Origin of the sequence: Marinomonas sp. TI.3.20 (genome assembly GCF_038155025.1) — a bacterium.
GTDB lineage: Bacteria > Pseudomonadota > Gammaproteobacteria > Pseudomonadales > Marinomonadaceae > Marinomonas > Marinomonas flavescens.
In genome coordinates, this window is record NZ_JBAKAS010000001.1 from 104,154 (window position 1) to 122,855 (window position 18,702).

At 43.0% G+C, this 18,702-nt stretch carries 18 protein-coding genes; 14 read left to right on the forward strand and 4 right to left on the reverse strand.

From position 1 onward, the window contains the following. The first annotated feature begins 9 nt into the window (after positions 1-9). From V6259_RS00475 to phoR, 6 genes are all read left to right on the forward strand, one after another. Positions 10-789, forward strand: a complete 780-nt coding sequence (locus tag V6259_RS00475; protein WP_133012588.1) for an amino acid ABC transporter ATP-binding protein — start codon at positions 10-12, stop codon at positions 787-789. Between the two features lie 75 nt (positions 790-864). Continuing rightward, positions 865-2,136 (forward strand): HDOD domain-containing protein, encoded by a 1,272-nt coding sequence (locus V6259_RS00480; RefSeq protein WP_341582905.1) that lies wholly within the window; start codon positions 865-867, stop codon positions 2,134-2,136. A gap of 8 nt (positions 2,137-2,144) precedes the next feature. Next, positions 2,145-2,702, forward strand: coding sequence for a chorismate--pyruvate lyase family protein (locus tag V6259_RS00485; protein ID WP_240537104.1), 558 nt, complete (start codon positions 2,145-2,147; stop codon positions 2,700-2,702). Continuing rightward, the gene (gene ubiA / locus V6259_RS00490) at positions 2,699-3,553 is read left to right on the forward strand and encodes a 4-hydroxybenzoate octaprenyltransferase (RefSeq protein ID WP_341582906.1); all 855 of its coding nucleotides are present in this window, start codon (positions 2,699-2,701) and stop codon (positions 3,551-3,553) included. The genes V6259_RS00485 and ubiA overlap by 4 nt, the downstream gene beginning before the upstream one ends. 84 nt (positions 3,554-3,637) lie before the next feature. Then, a complete protein-coding gene (gene phoB, locus V6259_RS00495) occupies positions 3,638-4,333 on the forward strand; it encodes a phosphate regulon transcriptional regulator PhoB (protein WP_133012591.1) in 696 nt (231 codons plus the stop codon). A 4-nt stretch (positions 4,334-4,337) separates the two neighbouring features. Further along, positions 4,338-5,678, forward strand: a complete 1,341-nt coding sequence (phoR, locus tag V6259_RS00500) for a phosphate regulon sensor histidine kinase PhoR (protein WP_341582907.1) — start codon at positions 4,338-4,340, stop codon at positions 5,676-5,678. 60 nt (positions 5,679-5,738) lie between these two features. Here the strand turns inward: phoR and V6259_RS00505 are convergent, their stop codons facing one another. Further along, positions 5,739-6,593 carry a response regulator gene (locus tag V6259_RS00505; protein ID WP_341582908.1) on the reverse strand — a complete coding sequence of 285 codons (855 nt, stop codon included), beginning with the start codon at positions 6,591-6,593 and terminating at the stop codon, positions 5,739-5,741. Beyond that, on the reverse strand, positions 6,593-7,372 hold the full coding sequence (gene cysZ / locus V6259_RS00510; RefSeq protein WP_341582909.1) for a sulfate transporter CysZ: 780 nt from the start codon (positions 7,370-7,372) through the stop codon (positions 6,593-6,595). Before cysZ ends, V6259_RS00505 begins: the two co-directional genes overlap by 1 nt. A gap of 345 nt (positions 7,373-7,717) precedes the next feature. Between cysZ and V6259_RS00515 the strand changes: the two genes are divergently transcribed. From V6259_RS00515 to V6259_RS00545, 7 genes are all read left to right on the forward strand, one after another. After that, the gene (locus V6259_RS00515; RefSeq protein WP_341582910.1) at positions 7,718-9,340 is read left to right on the forward strand and encodes an ABC transporter substrate-binding protein; all 1,623 of its coding nucleotides are present in this window, start codon (positions 7,718-7,720) and stop codon (positions 9,338-9,340) included. A gap of 105 nt (positions 9,341-9,445) precedes the next feature. Then, on the forward strand, positions 9,446-10,366 hold the full coding sequence (gene oppB / locus V6259_RS00520; protein ID WP_133012596.1) for an oligopeptide ABC transporter permease OppB: 921 nt from the start codon (positions 9,446-9,448) through the stop codon (positions 10,364-10,366). Between the two features lie 11 nt (positions 10,367-10,377). Next, complete coding sequence (gene oppC / locus V6259_RS00525; RefSeq protein ID WP_341582911.1) at positions 10,378-11,304, forward strand: oligopeptide ABC transporter permease OppC; 927 nt, start codon at positions 10,378-10,380, stop codon at positions 11,302-11,304. Positions 11,305-11,313: 9 nt separating this feature from the next. Beyond that, a complete protein-coding gene (gene oppD, locus V6259_RS00530; RefSeq protein WP_133012598.1) occupies positions 11,314-12,306 on the forward strand; it encodes an oligopeptide ABC transporter ATP-binding protein OppD in 993 nt (330 codons plus the stop codon). Further along, positions 12,303-13,307 carry a murein tripeptide/oligopeptide ABC transporter ATP binding protein OppF gene (gene oppF / locus V6259_RS00535; protein ID WP_341582912.1) on the forward strand — a complete coding sequence of 335 codons (1,005 nt, stop codon included), beginning with the start codon at positions 12,303-12,305 and terminating at the stop codon, positions 13,305-13,307. The genes oppD and oppF overlap by 4 nt, the downstream gene beginning before the upstream one ends. Before the next feature lie 154 nt (positions 13,308-13,461). After that, positions 13,462-13,968 (forward strand): hypothetical protein, encoded by a 507-nt coding sequence (locus tag V6259_RS00540; RefSeq protein WP_341582913.1) that lies wholly within the window; start codon positions 13,462-13,464, stop codon positions 13,966-13,968. Between the two features lie 6 nt (positions 13,969-13,974). Then, positions 13,975-15,753, forward strand: coding sequence for a sensor histidine kinase (locus V6259_RS00545; RefSeq protein WP_341582914.1), 1,779 nt, complete (start codon positions 13,975-13,977; stop codon positions 15,751-15,753). Between the two features lie 130 nt (positions 15,754-15,883). Here V6259_RS00545 and V6259_RS00550 read toward each other — a convergent pair whose 3' ends face one another. Both V6259_RS00550 and phoU read right to left on the reverse strand, forming a co-directional pair. Beyond that, positions 15,884-16,384: a GAF domain-containing protein gene (locus V6259_RS00550; RefSeq protein ID WP_133012602.1), complete on the reverse strand. Its 501-nt coding sequence runs from the start codon at positions 16,382-16,384 to the stop codon at positions 15,884-15,886. A 155-nt stretch (positions 16,385-16,539) separates the two neighbouring features. Then, the gene (phoU, locus tag V6259_RS00555; RefSeq protein WP_341582915.1) at positions 16,540-17,250 is read right to left on the reverse strand and encodes a phosphate signaling complex protein PhoU; all 711 of its coding nucleotides are present in this window, start codon (positions 17,248-17,250) and stop codon (positions 16,540-16,542) included. A 348-nt stretch (positions 17,251-17,598) separates the two neighbouring features. On the opposite strand from phoU, the gene V6259_RS00560 reads away from it, so the two are divergent. Beyond that, positions 17,599-18,558, forward strand: a complete 960-nt coding sequence (locus V6259_RS00560; RefSeq protein WP_341582916.1) for an NADPH:quinone reductase — start codon at positions 17,599-17,601, stop codon at positions 18,556-18,558. The last annotated feature ends 144 nt before the right edge of the window (positions 18,559-18,702 follow it).

The window sequence follows — 18,702 nt, forward strand, 5'->3', positions numbered from 1 at the left end:
GTTTTTACAATGACAGATACAAATATGGCACGCGCCCACTTAGAAGCAGGCGAATCTACAATCATCGAATTTAACGATGTTAATAAATGGTATGGTGACTTTCACGTATTGAAGAACATCAACTTCAGTATCAAAAAAGGCGAACGAATCGTTGTCTGTGGTCCTTCCGGCTCTGGTAAGTCCACCATGATACGTTGCATTAACCGTCTAGAAGAGCACCAGAAAGGGACCATTCTAGTAGACGGTATTGAAATGAATAACAATCTGAAAAACATCGAAACTATCCGTAAAGACGTCGGAATGGTGTTTCAGCATTTTAACTTGTTTCCTCACCTTACCATTTTAGAAAATTTAACATTGGCACCGATTTGGGTACGCAAAACACCTAAAAAAGAAGCCGAAGAAATGGCGATGCATTACTTAGAACGAGTGAAAATTGCCAATCAAGCGTTGAAATACCCTGGGCAATTATCAGGTGGTCAGCAGCAACGTGTAGCGATTGCTCGAGGATTATGTATGCAACCTCGTATCATGCTATTTGATGAACCAACATCAGCACTTGACCCAGAAATGATCAAAGAAGTACTGGATACCATGATCGAATTGGCAGAAGAAGGTATGACCATGGTGTGTGTAACACACGAAATGGGCTTTGCCAAAACCGTTGCTGACCGCGTTGTGTTTATGGATGCCGGAGAAATCGTTGAAGCCAATGAGCCTCACACATTCTTTGATAACCCACAACATGACCGAACTCAAGCGTTCTTGAGTCAGATTTTAAACCACTAATTGCTCAAAAACTGTTATATTAAAAGCCCCTTTATTGGGGCTTTTTTTTAGTGACTATTCGATTTGAGTTGATTTATGACATCTATGGCAACGGAATTGGCCAATACAAAAAAACTACGAGTGGTTCACTTAGCGGACCATACTGGTCGTTTACAAGTTATATTTCCAGAAGACCACATGCTTGATATTGCCGCTATCTCACGCATTACAAAGCGACGCCTTGAGCCTATTGCAAATTACAATACAAAGGGTGACTCACTGCTAAAAGTAGGCAGCTGCGCCAGTATCATTGAGGTAAGTCTGCTTGAAGAACCTTTCATCGACATTCGTAGTAATTCGCACAGCCCTTACCACTCTATGTCCTCAAATGAATTTAAAAAACGTTTTTCAGGCCCATTAAGTCGTTTTGAATCGATCTCTATTAATATCGCTAATATCAAAAAGCCATCTAATAATGATCTAAATGACGAACAACAACTATTAGAATCTCTGGGGAAGTTTCAATCTGTTCGTATAAAGCAGCGCCTCGCAGAGACGCTAGAAATTCCGCCATTACCAGTCATTTCAAGCCAAATTATTCGCCTTTGCTCTAATGCCTCTTCTGATACGGACGAGCTTTGCGAAATCATTAGTTTAGACCCTAGTTTAGCAGCACAAGTCATACGCTGGGCATCTTCGCCTTATTACGGTGCCAAAGGCGGCATTGAATCCATCAAAGATGCCGTTGTTCGAGTGCTTGGCTATGATATGGCGATGACTTTAGCACTCGGCCTTTCTATGAGAAATGCGTTTGCCTCTCCAGAAGAAAGTCCTCGTCATTATGAAAACTTCTGGCTCAACGCGGTATCTCATGCGGTATTAATGGAAGCCTTAGTAAAGGCTATGCCACCAGCATATCGCCCAAGTAAAGGGCACGCTTATCTTGCTGGGCTGCTGCATAACTTTGGTTATTTAGCCATCAGCATTATTATGCCACCTCATTTTGCTATTTTAGCAACATACTATGAAGCCAATGCTCACCTAGACTCGTCAATAGTAGAAATGCAGATTCTACACTTCACTAAAGAGCAACTAGGCGCCTGGTTGCTTAAACAGTGGGACCTTCCTACTAACATTTACACCGCTATTCGTTACAGCAAAACACCCAGTTATGATGGAGAGTACGCAAATTTTGCCCATCTTTTGTATGTTACCCACCAACTTAACGAGCACCTCGATATCGACCCAGATGTGTTAGAAGGTCTAGGTATTTCATTAGAGCAAGCCACGGCGTGCCATACTGAAGTTCAAGCATCGTCTGCGGAGCTGTATAAAATGGTCGCTTTAATCAACAGTAAAAATCACTAGCTTTTATAATGCATATTGACCACGCCATTGCACAAAAATTAGATTACCGCTGGCACCCTATTCATAGGGTAAGCAAAGCTAAAATTCCGACCGGGTTGTGGCCATGGCTTTCCACACCAGCGTCTATCACCAAGAAGTTACAGCAAGCTGGTGAATTAAGCGTTGTGGTCTTAGAAGACGGCTGGGGGAAGCCAACCCAAAGAGAAAGAAGAAAGCTAGGATTGGCTCCGCGTCACGCAGTGCGTATTCGTACCGTCCTCCTCAAGTTTAATGGTGTAGTGGTTATCTATGGGCGCTCAATTATTCCCGCACAATCTCTTAAAGGGCATTGGCGAAGAGTCAGCCAGCTAAAAGAAAAACCCCTAGGCGGCTATCTGTTTCGCCACCCTGGCCTGTCTCGTAGCACAATAGAAATCGCCAATTTACCTGCTAACTTGTTTCCCGGCATTCATAAAAAAGTCTGGGCTAGACGCTCTGTTTTTTTACAATATGGGCCTGGTATATTAGTCAATGAAGCTTTCTTTGATACTATTCTCGACTTTAAGTCTCTTCTTGGATCACTATGACAAAATTAAACGACTACGCTGACCTCACTCGCTTTAACCGTCCTATTGGCTCTTTGCTTTTAATGTGGCCAACACTGTGGGCTCTTTGGCTTGCGGCGGATGGCTGGCCGCAATGGCATCTTGTTGTTATTTTTGTCTTGGGTGTTTTCAGTATGCGCTCAGCTGGCTGCGTTATTAATGACTATGCCGATCGCAAAATTGATGGTCACGTTGAGAGAACAAAAAATCGCCCTCTGCCTTCTGGGCGTGTTACAGAAAAAGAAGCTCTGGGTCTATTCTTTGCTCTTGTGCTACTGAGTTTCCTACTTGTCTTATGTACCGATTTACGCACTATTTTATTGTCATTTGTTGGCTTAGGTTTAGCCGCTTTGTACCCATTTATGAAGCGCTATACCAATCTTCCTCAGCTATTTCTTGGTTTAGCGTTTTCTTGGGCCATTCCTATGGCTTACAGTGCCCAAGGCGGCGATTTACTCGATCCTCAACTATGGATGCTCTTTCTAGCTAACTGCCTGTGGACTATCGCATACGATACCTATTACGCCATCACAGACCGTCCAGACGATCTAAAAATCGGTGTTAAATCTACGGCAATCTTATTTGCTCAATACGACTTACTCGTCATTGTTTGCTTACAAGCACTGACCTTATCATTGCTGGTTTGGATTGGCGCACTTGCCCACTTACAGTGGCCCTATTTTGTGTCTATCTTGGTTGCTATTGGCCTCTTCTATCTGCAATTTAAAAAAGCAAAAAACAGAGAACGCCTACCTTGTTTCCATGCATTCCTAGATAACAACCGTATCGGCTATTGCATCTTTATCGGTTTAGCTGCTAACTATTTAGTTTAAAATATGGCAAAAATGTGACAGTGTAATCTAATTGTCACATTTAGCAGATTTAATGGAATCGTTCCTGAAACGAGGGTGAATCCTGTGACTGGTAAAAAAGTATTAATAATTGATGATGAATCTTCCATCCGTGAAATGATCGCGGTTGCCCTAGAAATGGCAGGGTACGAATATATGGAAGCAGAAAACAGCCAACAAGCTCACGAAATCATTGTGGACCATAGACCAGATCTAATTCTTTGTGATTGGATGATGCCTGGTGGTAGCGGTATTGAGCTAACACGTCGTTTGAAGAAAGACAGCACGACAGCGGAAATCCCCGTTATTATGCTGACGGCGAAGAGCGAAGAAGACAATAAAATTCAAGGGCTTGAGGTCGGTGCAGATGATTACATCACCAAACCTTTTTCACCTCGTGAACTCGTTGCTCGCTTAAAAGCCGTATTGCGTCGTGCAACACCACAAGGTGTGGATGAACCTATTGAAATAGACGGTTTGATGCTAGACCCTATTAGCCAACGCGTTACCATTGGCAATAAACCATTAGATATGGGGCCAACGGAGTATCGTTTGCTAAAGTTTCTAATGACACACCAAGAGCGCGCTTATTCGAGAGCACAGCTACTTGATCAAGTGTGGGGAGGGAATGTTTACGTAGAGGAAAGAACGGTCGATGTTCATATTCGACGCCTACGTAAAGCCATTGGCACCGATCACGACTCGTTAATTCAAACCGTACGCGGTACGGGCTACCGATTCTCTGCGAAACGAACGGCTTAATATTATGAAAACTATTTGGCGACAATCTGTCATCCGCTGGCTCTTAGGGTTAACAGCTTGCATCGTCATTGGTTTTATTATTAAGCACCCTCTTCTTGTCGTTCTCATATACCTACTGGGTTCTCTCTACCATCAGCTATATCAGTTGTACCAATTCCATAACTGGCTGCGTTATTCTGGCAAAGCACCGCCGCCAGAAGCGTCTGGTATTTGGGGCGATATTTTTGATGCGGTTTACCGCTTACAGAAAAAACAACGCAAGTCCAAGCGCCGCATGCAGCAAGCGCTAACACGTATCGAACACTCAACAGCCGCGCTAAAAGAAGGCGTAATCATGGCTGACAGTGAAGGTAATTTAGAATGGTGGAACAACTCAGCGGCACACTTCTTTGGCTTAATGCGCCCTGTTGACCGTGGTCAGACCATAACGAACATCGTTAGAAATCCAGATTTTTTCCGCTACTTCACGCAAAAGCGCTTCGGTGAACCATTAATCATAAAGTCGCCAGCTAAAGAAGGCGTGTATTTAGAAATCCAAACAACGCTCTATGACAAAAATGACCACCTTATTTTTATTCGAGATGTGACTCGTCTCCATTTACTTGAAATAATGCGTAAAGACTTCGTTGCCAATGCTTCTCACGAACTAAAAACTCCGCTAACCGTTATTAAAGGCTACCTAGAAACCTTAGAAATGTTTCAAGACAATTTGCCAACCAGTATGCAAAAAGGCATTGCCAATATGTCTGAGCAGTCGGTACGAATGGAGCATTTAATCGAAGACCTGTTATTACTATCTCGTCTTGAGAGCAATGAAAAAGGTGAAGAAGATAAATGGTACGCCGTCACGGATTTCACTACCGCGATTAAGAAAATGGCGTCACCTATACTGACAGAGCAACATAAGCTAAGTTTTGACATACCAAGCAGCGCACGTCTTTATGGCTCTTATAATGAACTATACAGCGCCTTTTCAAACCTCGTCGTCAACGCTATAAAGTACTCACCTGATGGCGGAGATATCCTAGTAAGATGGGAATCAAGCGAATTTAATGGCGTCTTCTCTGTGAAAGACAATGGCCTTGGTATCGACCCAAGATACATCCCACGCCTAACCGAGCGTTTCTTTCGGGTCGACAAAGGGCGAAGCTCTAAAACAGGCGGTACTGGGTTAGGTCTTGCCATCACTAAACATGTATTAATGCATCATGATGCCAAATTGCAAATTCGCAGCGAACCAAACCGAGGCAGTGTATTCTCTTGTCACTTCCCGGCAAGTCGCGTACGAAATGACAGCATTCCGGCCACGGACTCGGCTACTACGGTCAATCCATCTAAAGAATAAACATAAAAAAACGGCTCACTTTTCTGCAAAGTAAGCCGTTTTATCGATTAATCTCGCGACTTAAAGACCGTTAAATAGCGCACTTATAAACGTCTCTTTCTCCAAATCTTGATCAATCAATCCCAAAATAACGGTTAAAAACGTTGAATCATGCTTCTTTTCTGTTGTGGCAACGGATTGAATATAATAATTCAAACGATTCGTTTGCCCAGCAAATTCTAAATCTAATACAGCTTGCCCTAATACTTGAGGCACCACGTCGTCGCTCTTAATCAACAAGGTCGCATCTTGCTTACTAAACTGAACCACCATGCAACGAAATTGCTTCTCTTCAAACCGCACCATAGTCGGAATTTTAACGTCTTTCGTCGTCGCGGCTGGTGTCACAGGATGAGTAAATTTCGTCGCTTGAACTGGGCGTGTTGATTTACCCGCGCCCATTAGAACATCAATCGAAGCTGCCGCCACACCACCTTGTCCGGGCGAACTAGCAGGGTTTCTAGGATTCTCTGCGATTAATTTACTTTCCATCTTATGCTTTTTTGCGGCGGACAAAATTTTGTTCGCCAGTTGCTCGCTCGAAAAAGGCTTACCTAAATAATCCGTCACCCCAGATTGCACCGCTTCGACCACATGACTTTTATCGCCACGACTGGTGATCATGACAAATGGTACTGCTTCTTTTTGATAACTGGGTTGCTCACGACACCACTTGAGTAACTCAACCCCATTCATTTCAGGCATTTCCCAGTCGCACAGCACCATATCAAACTGCGTTTTTTCGAGCATTTTCTGGGCTTTTCGACCATTCACAGCTTCTTCTACAACAGAGGCAGGAAACTGCTGACGTATCGTTCGTTTAATTAAATCACGCGTAAAAGAAGCATCATCAACGACAAGGATTTTTATCGACATTACAACAACCCATCAGTACGACCAACCAACGAAGAGACTTCGACATCTTGTGGTCTGAACACGGAAATCCACAACAAAGTGGCAGCGACAACAGCGATCGGCATGACAAATAAATTAAACAAAGGGATCGTCAAACCTACCATCACAATGCCACCAAATGTCCAACACAGCAGAGGCTTAGTTCGCAACATCTGACGCATATCGTGAAACGCTACCTTGTTGTTATCAAAAGCATAATCCATGTATTGGAGCGACAGCATCCACATAGAAAACAACAACAATAATACAGGAGCAACGACATTCACTAACGGAATAAAAGACATGAGTAAGAGCAAAATAAAGCGCGGTAAGAAATACAATATTTTCTGCATTTCTCTTTGTAATGTGCGCCCTGTTATCACCATAAGTGCTTTAGCATTTAATGCTTCATCAAACACTTTTCCCGTTTGGCGTTCTTCTACTTTTTCAGCCAAAAACGCCATAAAAGGAGCCGCTAAAATGTTAATGCCAACAGAAAAACTATAGAACAACAACACACTAATAAGAGCGGCAAAAATCAAATAAAACAACCAATGGAGAAACGCCAGCCAGTTTGGCAAATAGCCCATTGCCATCGTCATTAAATCGTTAAAGTAGCTCAACGCCACCATGTAGAGTAACGCCATCAAAGCAAAGTTAGCCAATAATGGCACCACGATGAAGACTCTTAATCCAGGAGAAATCGCCAAAGGTAACGCTTTTAAAAACGCTCCGGCTGCTTTAAATGGCTGTGTAATCACTCTTCCTACCTTAATTTAATAAATTGACATAATGCGTTGGCAGAGAATACCACGCGCCCATCACTGGCTCCATAAAGAGTATGTATTATCGAGTAACACAGGCTTATGACGACACTTTTTCCTGACAAGATAGCCTGACTTTTTCCCACTTCTACACGATGCCTTACTAACCTTACCTTTATTAGACGCATAGCTTGATGCGGAATTTCGATTGTGACCTTCCCTAAATTAATGAACTATGAAAACTCAAGATACGCTTGTTTTGCCATTTATTGATGGCTGGCCAATAAGTAAATCTAATGATAACAATGCAAAAACAAAAGCTAACTTAACAAAGGGAACACTATGAAGAACACAAAAACATTACTCGCCAGTGCTATTCTTGCGGCGTCTTTTGGTGCTATGCAAGTTCATGCTGCCGATGTACCGGCTGGCGTAAAACTAGCCAAGGAACAAGTATTGGTTAAAGGTGGCGAAGGTGAACCAGCGACACTAGATCCCCAAAAAATCCAAGGTACGCCAGGTTCTTTGCGTGCTCGCGATCTTTTTGAAGGCTTATACAGCGAAGGCAAAGATGGTACATTAGTACCCGGTGTTGCCAAAGATTACACCGTCAATAAAGACAATACGGTTTACACCTTCAATCTACGTCATGATGCAAAATGGTCTGACGGCACCCCTGTCACTGCAGAGGATTTTGTTTACGGCTTCCAACGTCTTGTTAACCCTCAAACTGCCTCTGTTTACTCTTGGTACGCTGCGCTTGCTGGCATAAAAAACGCACAGAACATCATTGATGGCAAAGATAAAGTCTCTTCTCTAGGTGTGAAAGCCCTGGATAAATACACCTTTCAAGTAACATTGGACCATTCAGTCCCTTACTTTGTAAAAATGACATTGAACTCAGTGCTCTTTCCAGCACCTAAAAAAACCATCGAGAAATGGGGCGAAGCTTGGACAAAACCAGATCACCTTGTTAGCAATGGTGCTTACAAATTAGACAAATGGATCGTCAATGAAAAAATGGTCTTGGTTCGTAACCATGACTATTGGAACGACAAGAAAACCGTTATCAATAAAGTGACTGTCTTACCCATTAAAGATGCAAGCGTGGAATTCAGCCGCTACCAAGCTGGCGATTTAGATATTACATCTAATCAGGGTATCCCAACTAACCGCTACAAATCACTTTTAAAATCAACGCCTAAAGAAGTAAAAGTGTCTCCAGCATTAGCCACTTACTACTATGATTTTAATAATCAAAAGCCACCGTTTAATGATGTTCGTGTACGCAAAGCACTGTCTTATGCGATAGACCGCACTATCATCACTAAATACGTCACTGGCGTTGGCGAAATCCCTGCTTACTCATTTACGCCACCAGATGTTGATGGTTTTAAAGCAAAAGAACCTGCATACGAAAAATGGACGCAAGCTGAGCGCAATAAAAAAGCCCAAGCACTGCTAAAAGAAGCTGGCTATGATAAGAGTCATCCACTTAGCTTTAATCTGCTTTACAACACAGACGAAAACCATAAGAAAATTGCTATCGCGATTGCCTCTATGTGGAAAACAACTTTGGGCGTCAATGCGAAGCTTGAAAACCAAGAATGGAAAACATTCTTAGATACTCGTAATCTAGGCAACTTCGGTGTCGCCCGTGACGGTTGGTTCGGTGACTACAATGAAGCCTCTACTTTCTTAGATTTATTCAAATCCACTAACACCAGTAATAATGCCCACTATAAAAGTGCAGCGTACGATAAGTTAATGGCACAAGCAGCCAAAGCTAATGACCCTGCGCCTTTTTATCAAAAAGCCGAAGATTTAGCCATTGATCAAGATATGGCCGTCGCGCCTATCTTTCAATACGCAACTAAACGCTTATTGAAAACCTACGTCGGCGGTTACAAACCAAATCTTGAAGACTATCTCTACACTCGCGACATGTACATTATCGCTCACTAGGATAGTCCTGCACTCTTCCCAGCGCAGTCATGCGCTGGGTCTTTATTCCCAATTAATGGTTCCTAGTATTAGCCGCCTAGCGGCGACCTAATCAGGTATTTTTTTATGTTCAGATTTATTATAAAGCGCTTGCTTGAAGCCATTCCAACGTTACTCGCGCTGGTTACTCTTTCTTTCTTTTTGATGCACTTTGCTCCGGGTAGTCCATTTACCTCAGAGCGTGGCGTACCGGCCGCAGTAATGGCTAACCTACAAGCCAAGTACCATATGAACGAATCCCTAATGAATCAATATTTTTATTATCTATGGGATTTGCTGCACGGTAACTTAGGTTATTCATTCCGCTTTACGGATTTCACGATCAATCAACTGGTCGCACAAAGCTTCCCTGTTTCCGCCGAAATCGGATTTTGGTCTTTTCTCGTTGCTATCACTTTTGGTGTACTGTGCGGCGTATTTGCTGCTTTACGTCAAAACTCTTGGTTAGATTATGCCGTTATGTCCTTTGCTAACGTCGGCATGGTACTGCCTAATTTCGTGATTGCGCCCTTGTGTATTCTATTCTTTTCGATTCAACACCATTGGCTGCCTGCCGGCGGTTGGAATGGAGGTGCTTGGCCATTTTTAATTATGCCTGTCATCGCCATGTCCACCAGCTACATAGCACAAATTGCCCGTATTACCCGTGGCAGCATGATAGAAACCATGCACTCCAACTTTATTCGTACGGCTCGAGCCAAAGGCTTACCGAAGTCTCGCATTATTATTCGTCATGCGCTTCGCCCTGCTATGTTGCCAGTCGTATCCTATCTTGGCCCTGCGTTTGTCGGCATTGTCACTGGTTCTGTGGTTGTCGATCAGTTTTTTGGAACTGGTGGTATCGGCCAGCACTTTGTAAACGGCGCCATCAACCGTGACTATTCCATGGTGATGGGAATCACTATTTTGATTGGTACGCTGACCATCCTTTTCAACGCCATTGTCGACATTTTATATGTCTTCATTGACCCTAAAATTCGTTATTAGAGCGACTCACTATGATGACAAGTAAAGATAAAGTCGCGGCTGTCGAGCAATTCGCCGAAAAGGTGGTCGAAGTAGAAGGCCGCAGTTTATGGCAAGACGCTCGCCGTCGTTTCTTCACCAACAAAGCCGCCGTGGCCAGTTTGATTATATTAGTTATTATCGCGGCCCTGTCTATTTTTGGCCCATTATTAAGCCAATGGAATTACGCGGATATCGATTGGACTGCCCTGTCTGATATTTCCGTTTTAGGCCGTCCAAATATTGCTTCTGGACACTATTTTGGTACCGACCCTCTTGGCCGTGATATTTTTGTTCGTACTATGCAAGGCGGCCAAATCTCTTTAATGGTCGGTATTTTAGGCAGTTTCGTCGCGGTTGTGATTGGCACCTTTTATGGCGCGACGTCTGGCTACCTTGGTGGTCGTGTCGACAGCTTAATGATGCGTTTCCTAGAGATTCTTAACTCTTTCCCATTCATGTTTTTCGTCATCATCTTGATGACCGTCTTCGGGCGGAATATCTTATTGATCTTTATCGCTATTGGCGCCGTCTCTTGGTTAGACATGGCAAGGATAGTTCGCGGTCAAACGTTAAGCTTGAAAAACAAAGAATACATCGAAGCGGCTTACGCCGGTGGTGTCTCTACGCCAAAAATAATCGCTCGTCACATAGTACCAAACGTACTGGGTGTGGTTATTGTTTATGCGACTTTGCTAGTACCAAACATGATTTTGTTAGAGTCCTTTATCAGCTTTTTAGGCCTTGGTGTACAAGAGCCTATGACCAGTTGGGGGGCACTGATTTCAGAAGGCGCACCGAATATGGAAATTGCTGTTTGGCAATTGGCTTGGCCTTTAGGCTTCCTTGTCGTCACACTATTTTGTTTTAACTTCCTAGGCGACGGTTTACGCGACGCTCTAGATCCAAAAGACCGCTAGGAGGACCTAATGAACTCATTGAAAACCGATAATATTTTAGAGGTTGATAATCTGCGGGTGAATTTTAAAACACCAGATGGATTAGTGACCGCTGTAAATGACTTGAATTTTGACCTAGCACAAGGGGAAACCTTAGGTATCGTAGGTGAATCTGGTTCTGGTAAAAGCCAGACCGCATTTGCCTTAATGGGGCTATTAGCAGGCAATGGCATCATTGAAGGAGAGGCGCGTTTTGAAGGACAAAACATTCTGACTCTGAATGAAAGAGCCATGAACAAAATTCGTTCTGAAAAAATTGCCATGATCTTCCAAGATCCAATGACCTCATTAAACCCTTATATGAAGGTCGGCAAGCAACTAATGGAAGTGCTGATTTTACACAAAGGCATGAACAAAGCAGATGCCTTTGAAGCCTCGGTAAAAATGCTCGACGCGGTAAAAATGCCAGAAGCTCGCAAGCGTATGAACATGTACCCACATGAATTTTCAGGTGGCATGCGCCAACGAGTCATGATCGCGATGGCATTGCTGTGCCAACCAAAGTTATTAATAGCGGATGAGCCGACTACGGCTTTAGACGTGACCGTTCAAGCACAGATTTTGACCTTGTTGAATGAACTAAAAGCCGAGTTTAATACCTCTATTATTATGATTACTCATGATTTAGGTGTTGTGGCGGGGCTGTGTGATAAAGTATTAGTCATGTACGCTGGCCGAACCATGGAGTACGGCCTAACAGAAGACGTATTCTACCGACCAACTCACCCTTATACTCAAGGCTTGCTAGAAGCCATTCCTCGTCTCGATGCCAACGATGAAGTGCTCGCCACCATCGCGGGGAACCCACCCAATTTATTAAACCTTCCCGTTGGTTGTCCGTTCCAAGAACGCTGCCAGTTTGTTGAAGATCGTTGCCGTAAAGAAGCACCTGTTCTAGAGGAATACCAACCAGGTAAATTACGCGCTTGTCACAAACCTATTAATGGGGAGGCGATGCTATGAACAACTCAACAAATACTGTTTTAATGGATGTGAAGAACCTAAAAGTTCACTTCAATATTAAATCTGACAACGCATGGCCATGGCAAAAAGGCCAAGCTTTAAAGGCGGTTGATGGCGTTGACCTCACCATTTACGAAGGTGAAACTTTAGGTGTAGTGGGTGAATCTGGCTGTGGTAAATCTACACTCGCGCGCGCGCTGCTACGCCTTGTTCCCATTACTGATGGTAATGTTGTCTGGTTAGGCCAAGATTTAACGAATCTCGACAAAAAGCAAATGCGCGACAAACGACAAGAACTGCAAATGATCTTTCAAGATCCATTGGCGTCGTTAAATCCACGCATGACGGTCGGCGATATCATCGCCGAGCCGTTAAACACTTTTAAACCGCATCTTTCCAAACAGGAAGTAAAAGACCAAGTACGCGCCATCATGGATCGCGTTGGTCTTCTGCCTAATGTGATTAACCGCTACCCTCATGAATTCTCAGGTGGCCAATGCCAACGCATTGGTATCGCTCGTGCTTTGATTCTAAAGCCAAAGCTTGTGGTCTGTGATGAACCCGTTTCCGCATTGGACGTGTCTATCCAAGCACAAGTAGTAAATTTGCTAAAAGAGTTACAAGCCGAAATGGGGTTATCTCTGGTGTTTATCGCGCATGATTTAAGTGTCGTTAAACATATTTCAGATCGCGTACTCGTTATGTATCTTGGTAATGCGGTTGAACTAGCCAGCAAGCACGCTTTATACGATAACCCACGCCACCCCTATACCAAGGCATTATTATCTGCAGTACCAGTACCTGATCCAAAACGTGAGCGTAATAAAAAAATTCAGCTACTAATGGGAGATCTACCTTCGCCGATCAATCCGCCTTCTGGCTGCGTGTTCCGTACTCGCTGCCCATACGCCAATGAAGACTGTGCGAAACAAAAACCGGCGTTAGAAAAACTATCAGAAGAGCATCAAGCCGCTTGTATCCGACTCGCTGATATCGCGTAACCCAGCGTTTCATACTATTCACTCAAAACGCCCAATAGGACCTATTGGGCGTTTTATTATGAAAAATGAGATCGTTTTCCGCCAATTTCTCAGCAATTTCTCAGTACTTTGTTATGATTGATGAACATCAAACCTTTTCAGGAATCATCAATACATGCGTTTCCTACTTTTAGTTATTGGTATTCTTTACATCACACCCGTGCTCGCATTATCACCACCAACAGGGCGTGTTCTGCTGACTTTAACAGGGAATATTACCGACACAAACGCAGGTCACACAGCAAAACTAGACAGAAAAATGCTCAATGCTTTACCACTATATAGTATTACAACCAAAAACCCTTGGGTTCATCAAGCCCATAAATACAGTGGATTCTCCGCGGTCGACCTGTTAAAACTTACCGGTGCCAAAGGAAATTTATTGCGAATTACCGCGCTCAATAAATACGTTATTGAAATACCTATCACAGATTTCACTGAGCGCGGAGCCATCTTCGCAATGCGCAAAGACAGTCACCCAATGAGCGTCAGAGAATTAGGCCCTATACTGGTAATGTATCCTTTTGATGATGACCCAAAGCTAAAAAATGAAACTTATTACTGGCGATCTATTTGGCAAATTAGCACAATTGAAGTGCTTACATCCCCATCCAAGGAATAAAAACTGATGGTAAAGTGGTTTCGAAAATGGCTTCCTACCTCCAAGCTACAACATTGGTATGTTTACGGTCTACTTTCCTTGATCGTAACCATTACCCTACTCGCCTCAAGTATTATTCTTTATTCGTACAATGGAAACCAAGCAACAAAACAACGAATTTATGAAGACTCACTCTGGAATGCACTCCAGTTTCAACTTCAATCCTATCGTTTCTTAAATTATCTCGTTCAAATAGACAAAAAAGACCTTCCTCTCAATGGTGCCGCTTACACACAATATGATTTGTTAATGAGCCGAGTAGATTTGCTACGCAGCGGCGAAGTCGGTTATTTGATTAGAGGCTTAACCGGTGGACGAACAGTGCGCCTGCTTAATATTATTACTGGCGAACTGGAACTCATTAGCCTAAATCTATCAAAAATCGAAGAAGGCGATTTGTCCTACCTAAAAGACATGACGACGCGACTTAAGCAGCTCGATAATCAAGTTAATGAATTTACCATTTTGGTTGGTAAAGGGACCAATTTATATATAGCCAGACAGCGCAGAGCGTTAGGCGAGAATCTGGAAAACGTTCGTATTCTAATGATATGCTTTTTAGCCAGTTTATTAGCGCTATGTTGCTGTATCGCAAAAGGCTTCTCAGTATTTAAAATCAACCAACGCAATAACAAACAGTTACTGATAGATATACAAAATATTCATGAAGAAAAAGCGAAAATCTTAACCCTAGTAGCACAAGAAGCACGGCCACAAATTCAGGCATTATTAGGTGTACCTTGCGATAATACAGAGTCTTCAAATAGCATCAAAGAGTCTGCGAATGAGCTGCTTCATACGATTAATATGTTTACTGATTTAGCATTAATCGATATCAAAAAATTGAGCTTAGACATCACCACAGAATCGCTACAAAAAAACCTAGATGACTATGTGCAAATTTTTTCATCCAAACTCCAACGCAAAGGCGTAACCCTGGTTAGCTACATTGATCCAGCATTGCCGGATGCCATTGGCCTCGACTTTAAACGCCTAAAAGAAATAATTTTAGAACTGCTTCTAAATGCGATAAAACACACGCCTGAAGGCAGTATCAGTATTAATGTTAGGCCTTCTAGCTTAACGCCAACACAGCAATCTCTGAACTTAGAGAATAGACGTATCGGCATGCTACAAATAGCGATAAAAGATACTGGCTTTGGTTTAGAACACGCAATACAAGATACCTTACGCGCCTCGCCTACTACTCAAGACAACCAGCCACTTATATTACAAAATAATATAGGTCTTGGACTTTCTCTTTGTTACCGCTTAGTCCATCTTATGAGGGGGGAAATTCATTTTTCCAGCGAAGCCACATCAGGCACTGAGTTCTGGGTAGATATTCCTTATGAAGTCAGCCAATCGTCTCCTGAAAATATAAGTCTGTACTCTTGTCCAGACCCTAAACAAGCACTCATTTTCACAACAGATAGCCACTTAGCAAACACGTTAAGCCTACAACTATCAGATTTTAATATTGAAGCAAATCGCTATTTAGAAGGCCCTTACTATGATGATGAAGATATCGATCTTGTCATCATTATGGACAGCAACCTCATCAGTCCTGAAATAGAATCTAATATTAAGCAGTGGCAAAAGAACGGCACTTTTGTATTGTATGATCACCAACTAACAAAGGATGTTCAAAACAAAGCATATGCAGCAAAAGCGCAAAGCCTATCTTTTCCTTTAACGCAGTCGCGCCTAAATGGCCTGATAATGGATACGTTCAAGACAGATTAAATGAAAACAACATTAGCCTGCATTGTTTATCGGCAAGGTAGGATGCTTGGATTGGAGATGTTAGCCCAAAGATAATATGCTTTTCTCTAGGCTAATATTTAATGATTACAACATGTTAGACTTTCGAGGGCTAAAAAGACCAACCAAAATCCGTTGCGGCTACAAAGGTTTCAACTAGACGCTCGAGACCCGCTTGGTCTACCTCAGAAAAACGCCCTGTTTTTGGACTATCCATATCAAATACGCCAATCAAATGACCATCAACTATGATAGGGATAACCACTTCAGAGGCCGATGCTGAATCACATGCAATATGGCCTTCAAATGCATAAACGTCTTCGATGCGTTGAGTTTCTTTAGTCTGAGCCGCGGCACCACAAACACCTCTTCCGAAAGGAATACGAGTGCAGGCCACTTTACCAACATAAGGCCCTAGAACCAGCTCTTTACTACGAGCAAAGTAGAAGCCAGACCAATTAAGATCGGCGACTGTCTGCATAATAAACGCAGAAAATTGTGCTGCATTGCATATCAAATCACGCTCGCCAGAAAGCAAAGCCATCAGCTGACCATTCAGTTCCTGATACTGTATTTCTGGTGTTGTATTTGAGTCGATTTCTATCTCAAACATGGGATGTTACCTAGTCAATGTATATAGGGGCAGATAATAGGCAAACTACGACAAAGAGCCAACATTGAATAAGCAAAAGAAAGGAAAATAGTAAGATAAAAGAAGCTAAGCGACTCTTTGTCGAAACAAGACCTCAGAGTCGCCCAAGTTGTGAATTATCCGTTCACTTGTGCGTCAATTTCATTAGCAGGAACATGACGAACGTCGATTCCTTTAACCATGAACACCAAATGCTGACAAACATTACGCGAATGATCACCAATACGCTCTAAAGAACGCAAAACCCAAATGACGTTTAACACGCGCGAAATACTACGTGGATCCTCCATCATGTAAGTTACTAAAGAACGAAGTGCCGTTTTGTACTCTTCGTCTACCATGCGGTCTTGCTTTACTACTGTGATCGCAGCATCGATGTCTAAACGTGCATAAGCATCTAATGTGTCATGGATCATACGAGAAACCATTTGACCAATACGATTGATTTCCACATAACCTCGTGGAGATTCACCTTCGTCGATCAACTTAAGCGTGAGTCTAGCAATCTTTTTGGCTTCATCACCCATTCTTTCAAGCTCATTCACCGCCTTACTAATGGCCAATACCATTCGCAAATCACCCGCTGCCGGCTGACGTTTTGCTAAGATACGATTACATTCTTGATCAATAATGCCATCCAGCTCGTTTACCGTAGCGTCTTTGTCTTTCACATCTTCAGCTAAAGAACCATTGCTATCAATCAAGGCTTGAACGGCATTCTGTACTTGTAATTCAACCACACCACCCATCGTCAGAAAGTGCTGACGCAAGGCTTCCAACTCATTATTAAATTGTTTTGATGTATGGTCTGATGTTAACTCTTTCATAATTTATCCTTCCGCCTCGATGCCTTGATGGCTGTAATGCGGGTTAAAAAGTTATAAATGCAGTGCTTAAACAAGCAAAAGGCGGTTTGAAATTTTTCAAAAATATGGATCAAATATAAATCGTTTGCTTAGTCCATTGCTAGACTACTCACATTAAAGCCCAAACTATAATCTGACTCTGTTACAGAAATATTAAAATCAATACGCTTATCGCCTTTCTTGATAACCTGATAACACCATTTTACCGTGTCTAAGCAATTCCCAAGTATTCCGATATCCAATAAACTGTTCTGAAGACACGAATAAACATAAACAACAATTACAACATCGGTATTAAGCGAGAATTCTATGAAAGCAATGCAGATAATGAATTATGGCCCAGCAAGCGATCTAACATTAGTTGACATTGATACACCAACAATAAATGCAGATCAGGTATTGGTAAAAGTCGGCGCGGCCGGCGTCAACCCTGTCGATACTTACATTCGCTCAGGAGTAAATAATTATTCTGCGACCTTTCCTCATACACCAGGTTCAGACGGTGCCGGTACTGTTATGGAAGTGGGCGCAAACGTTGTTGGTTTTACCGTCGGACAACGCGTGTATTTTAGCCGTAACCTAGGCGGTTCTGCCGCTGAATACACCATTTGTGCGCCAGATAGACTGTTCCCTCTGGCGGACTGCCTAAGCTTTGAAGAAGGTGCTTGCCTTGGTGTTCCTTTCACAACCGCTCACCGCGCTCTGTTTGGCCGTGCTCAAGCCAAAGCGGGCGATAAAGTATTGATCCATGGCGCAACAGGCGCGGTCGGTACTGCGACCGTACAACTTGCGTTAGCGGCGGGTATGGATGTCGTCGCCAGTGCTGGCACCCAAGCGGGCGTAGCACTGCTTAACCAATTGGGTGTGACGAACGTCATTCTACATAATGAAGCAGACCACTTAGCGCCTTTCCAGTCCCTTGAAAACGGCTTTAATGTGATTATTGAAATGCTCGCCAATCACAACCTAGATCAAGATTTAAAAGCCTTGGCTTTTGGTGGTTGTGTGGCCGTTGTTGGCAACCGAGGAACCGTGGAGATTAACCCTAGAGACTTAATGGCTCGTGATGCTTCTGTGATTGGTGTCGCCTTGGCAAATGCTCAACCAAAAGATCTACAACTTATTGCCAAAAGCATGCTGCCGCTGTTTCAAAAAGGCGTATTAAAACCCGTCGTTCGTAAAAGTTACCCATTAACCGAACTCGCACAAGCGCACGATGACGTCTTATTATCAGGCGCATTAGGCAATTTGGTTATCCAAATAAATTAGCTTTTTTCGGGCGAAGACATCTTATAGATCAATGAGGTGTCTTCGTGCTGACTCTAGGTGGTAAAAATAGAGCCACGTACTGGAGAAAACACATCATCCTTCCTCTACTAAAGGCCTGTTAAGACCGCTATACTTGCCATTACT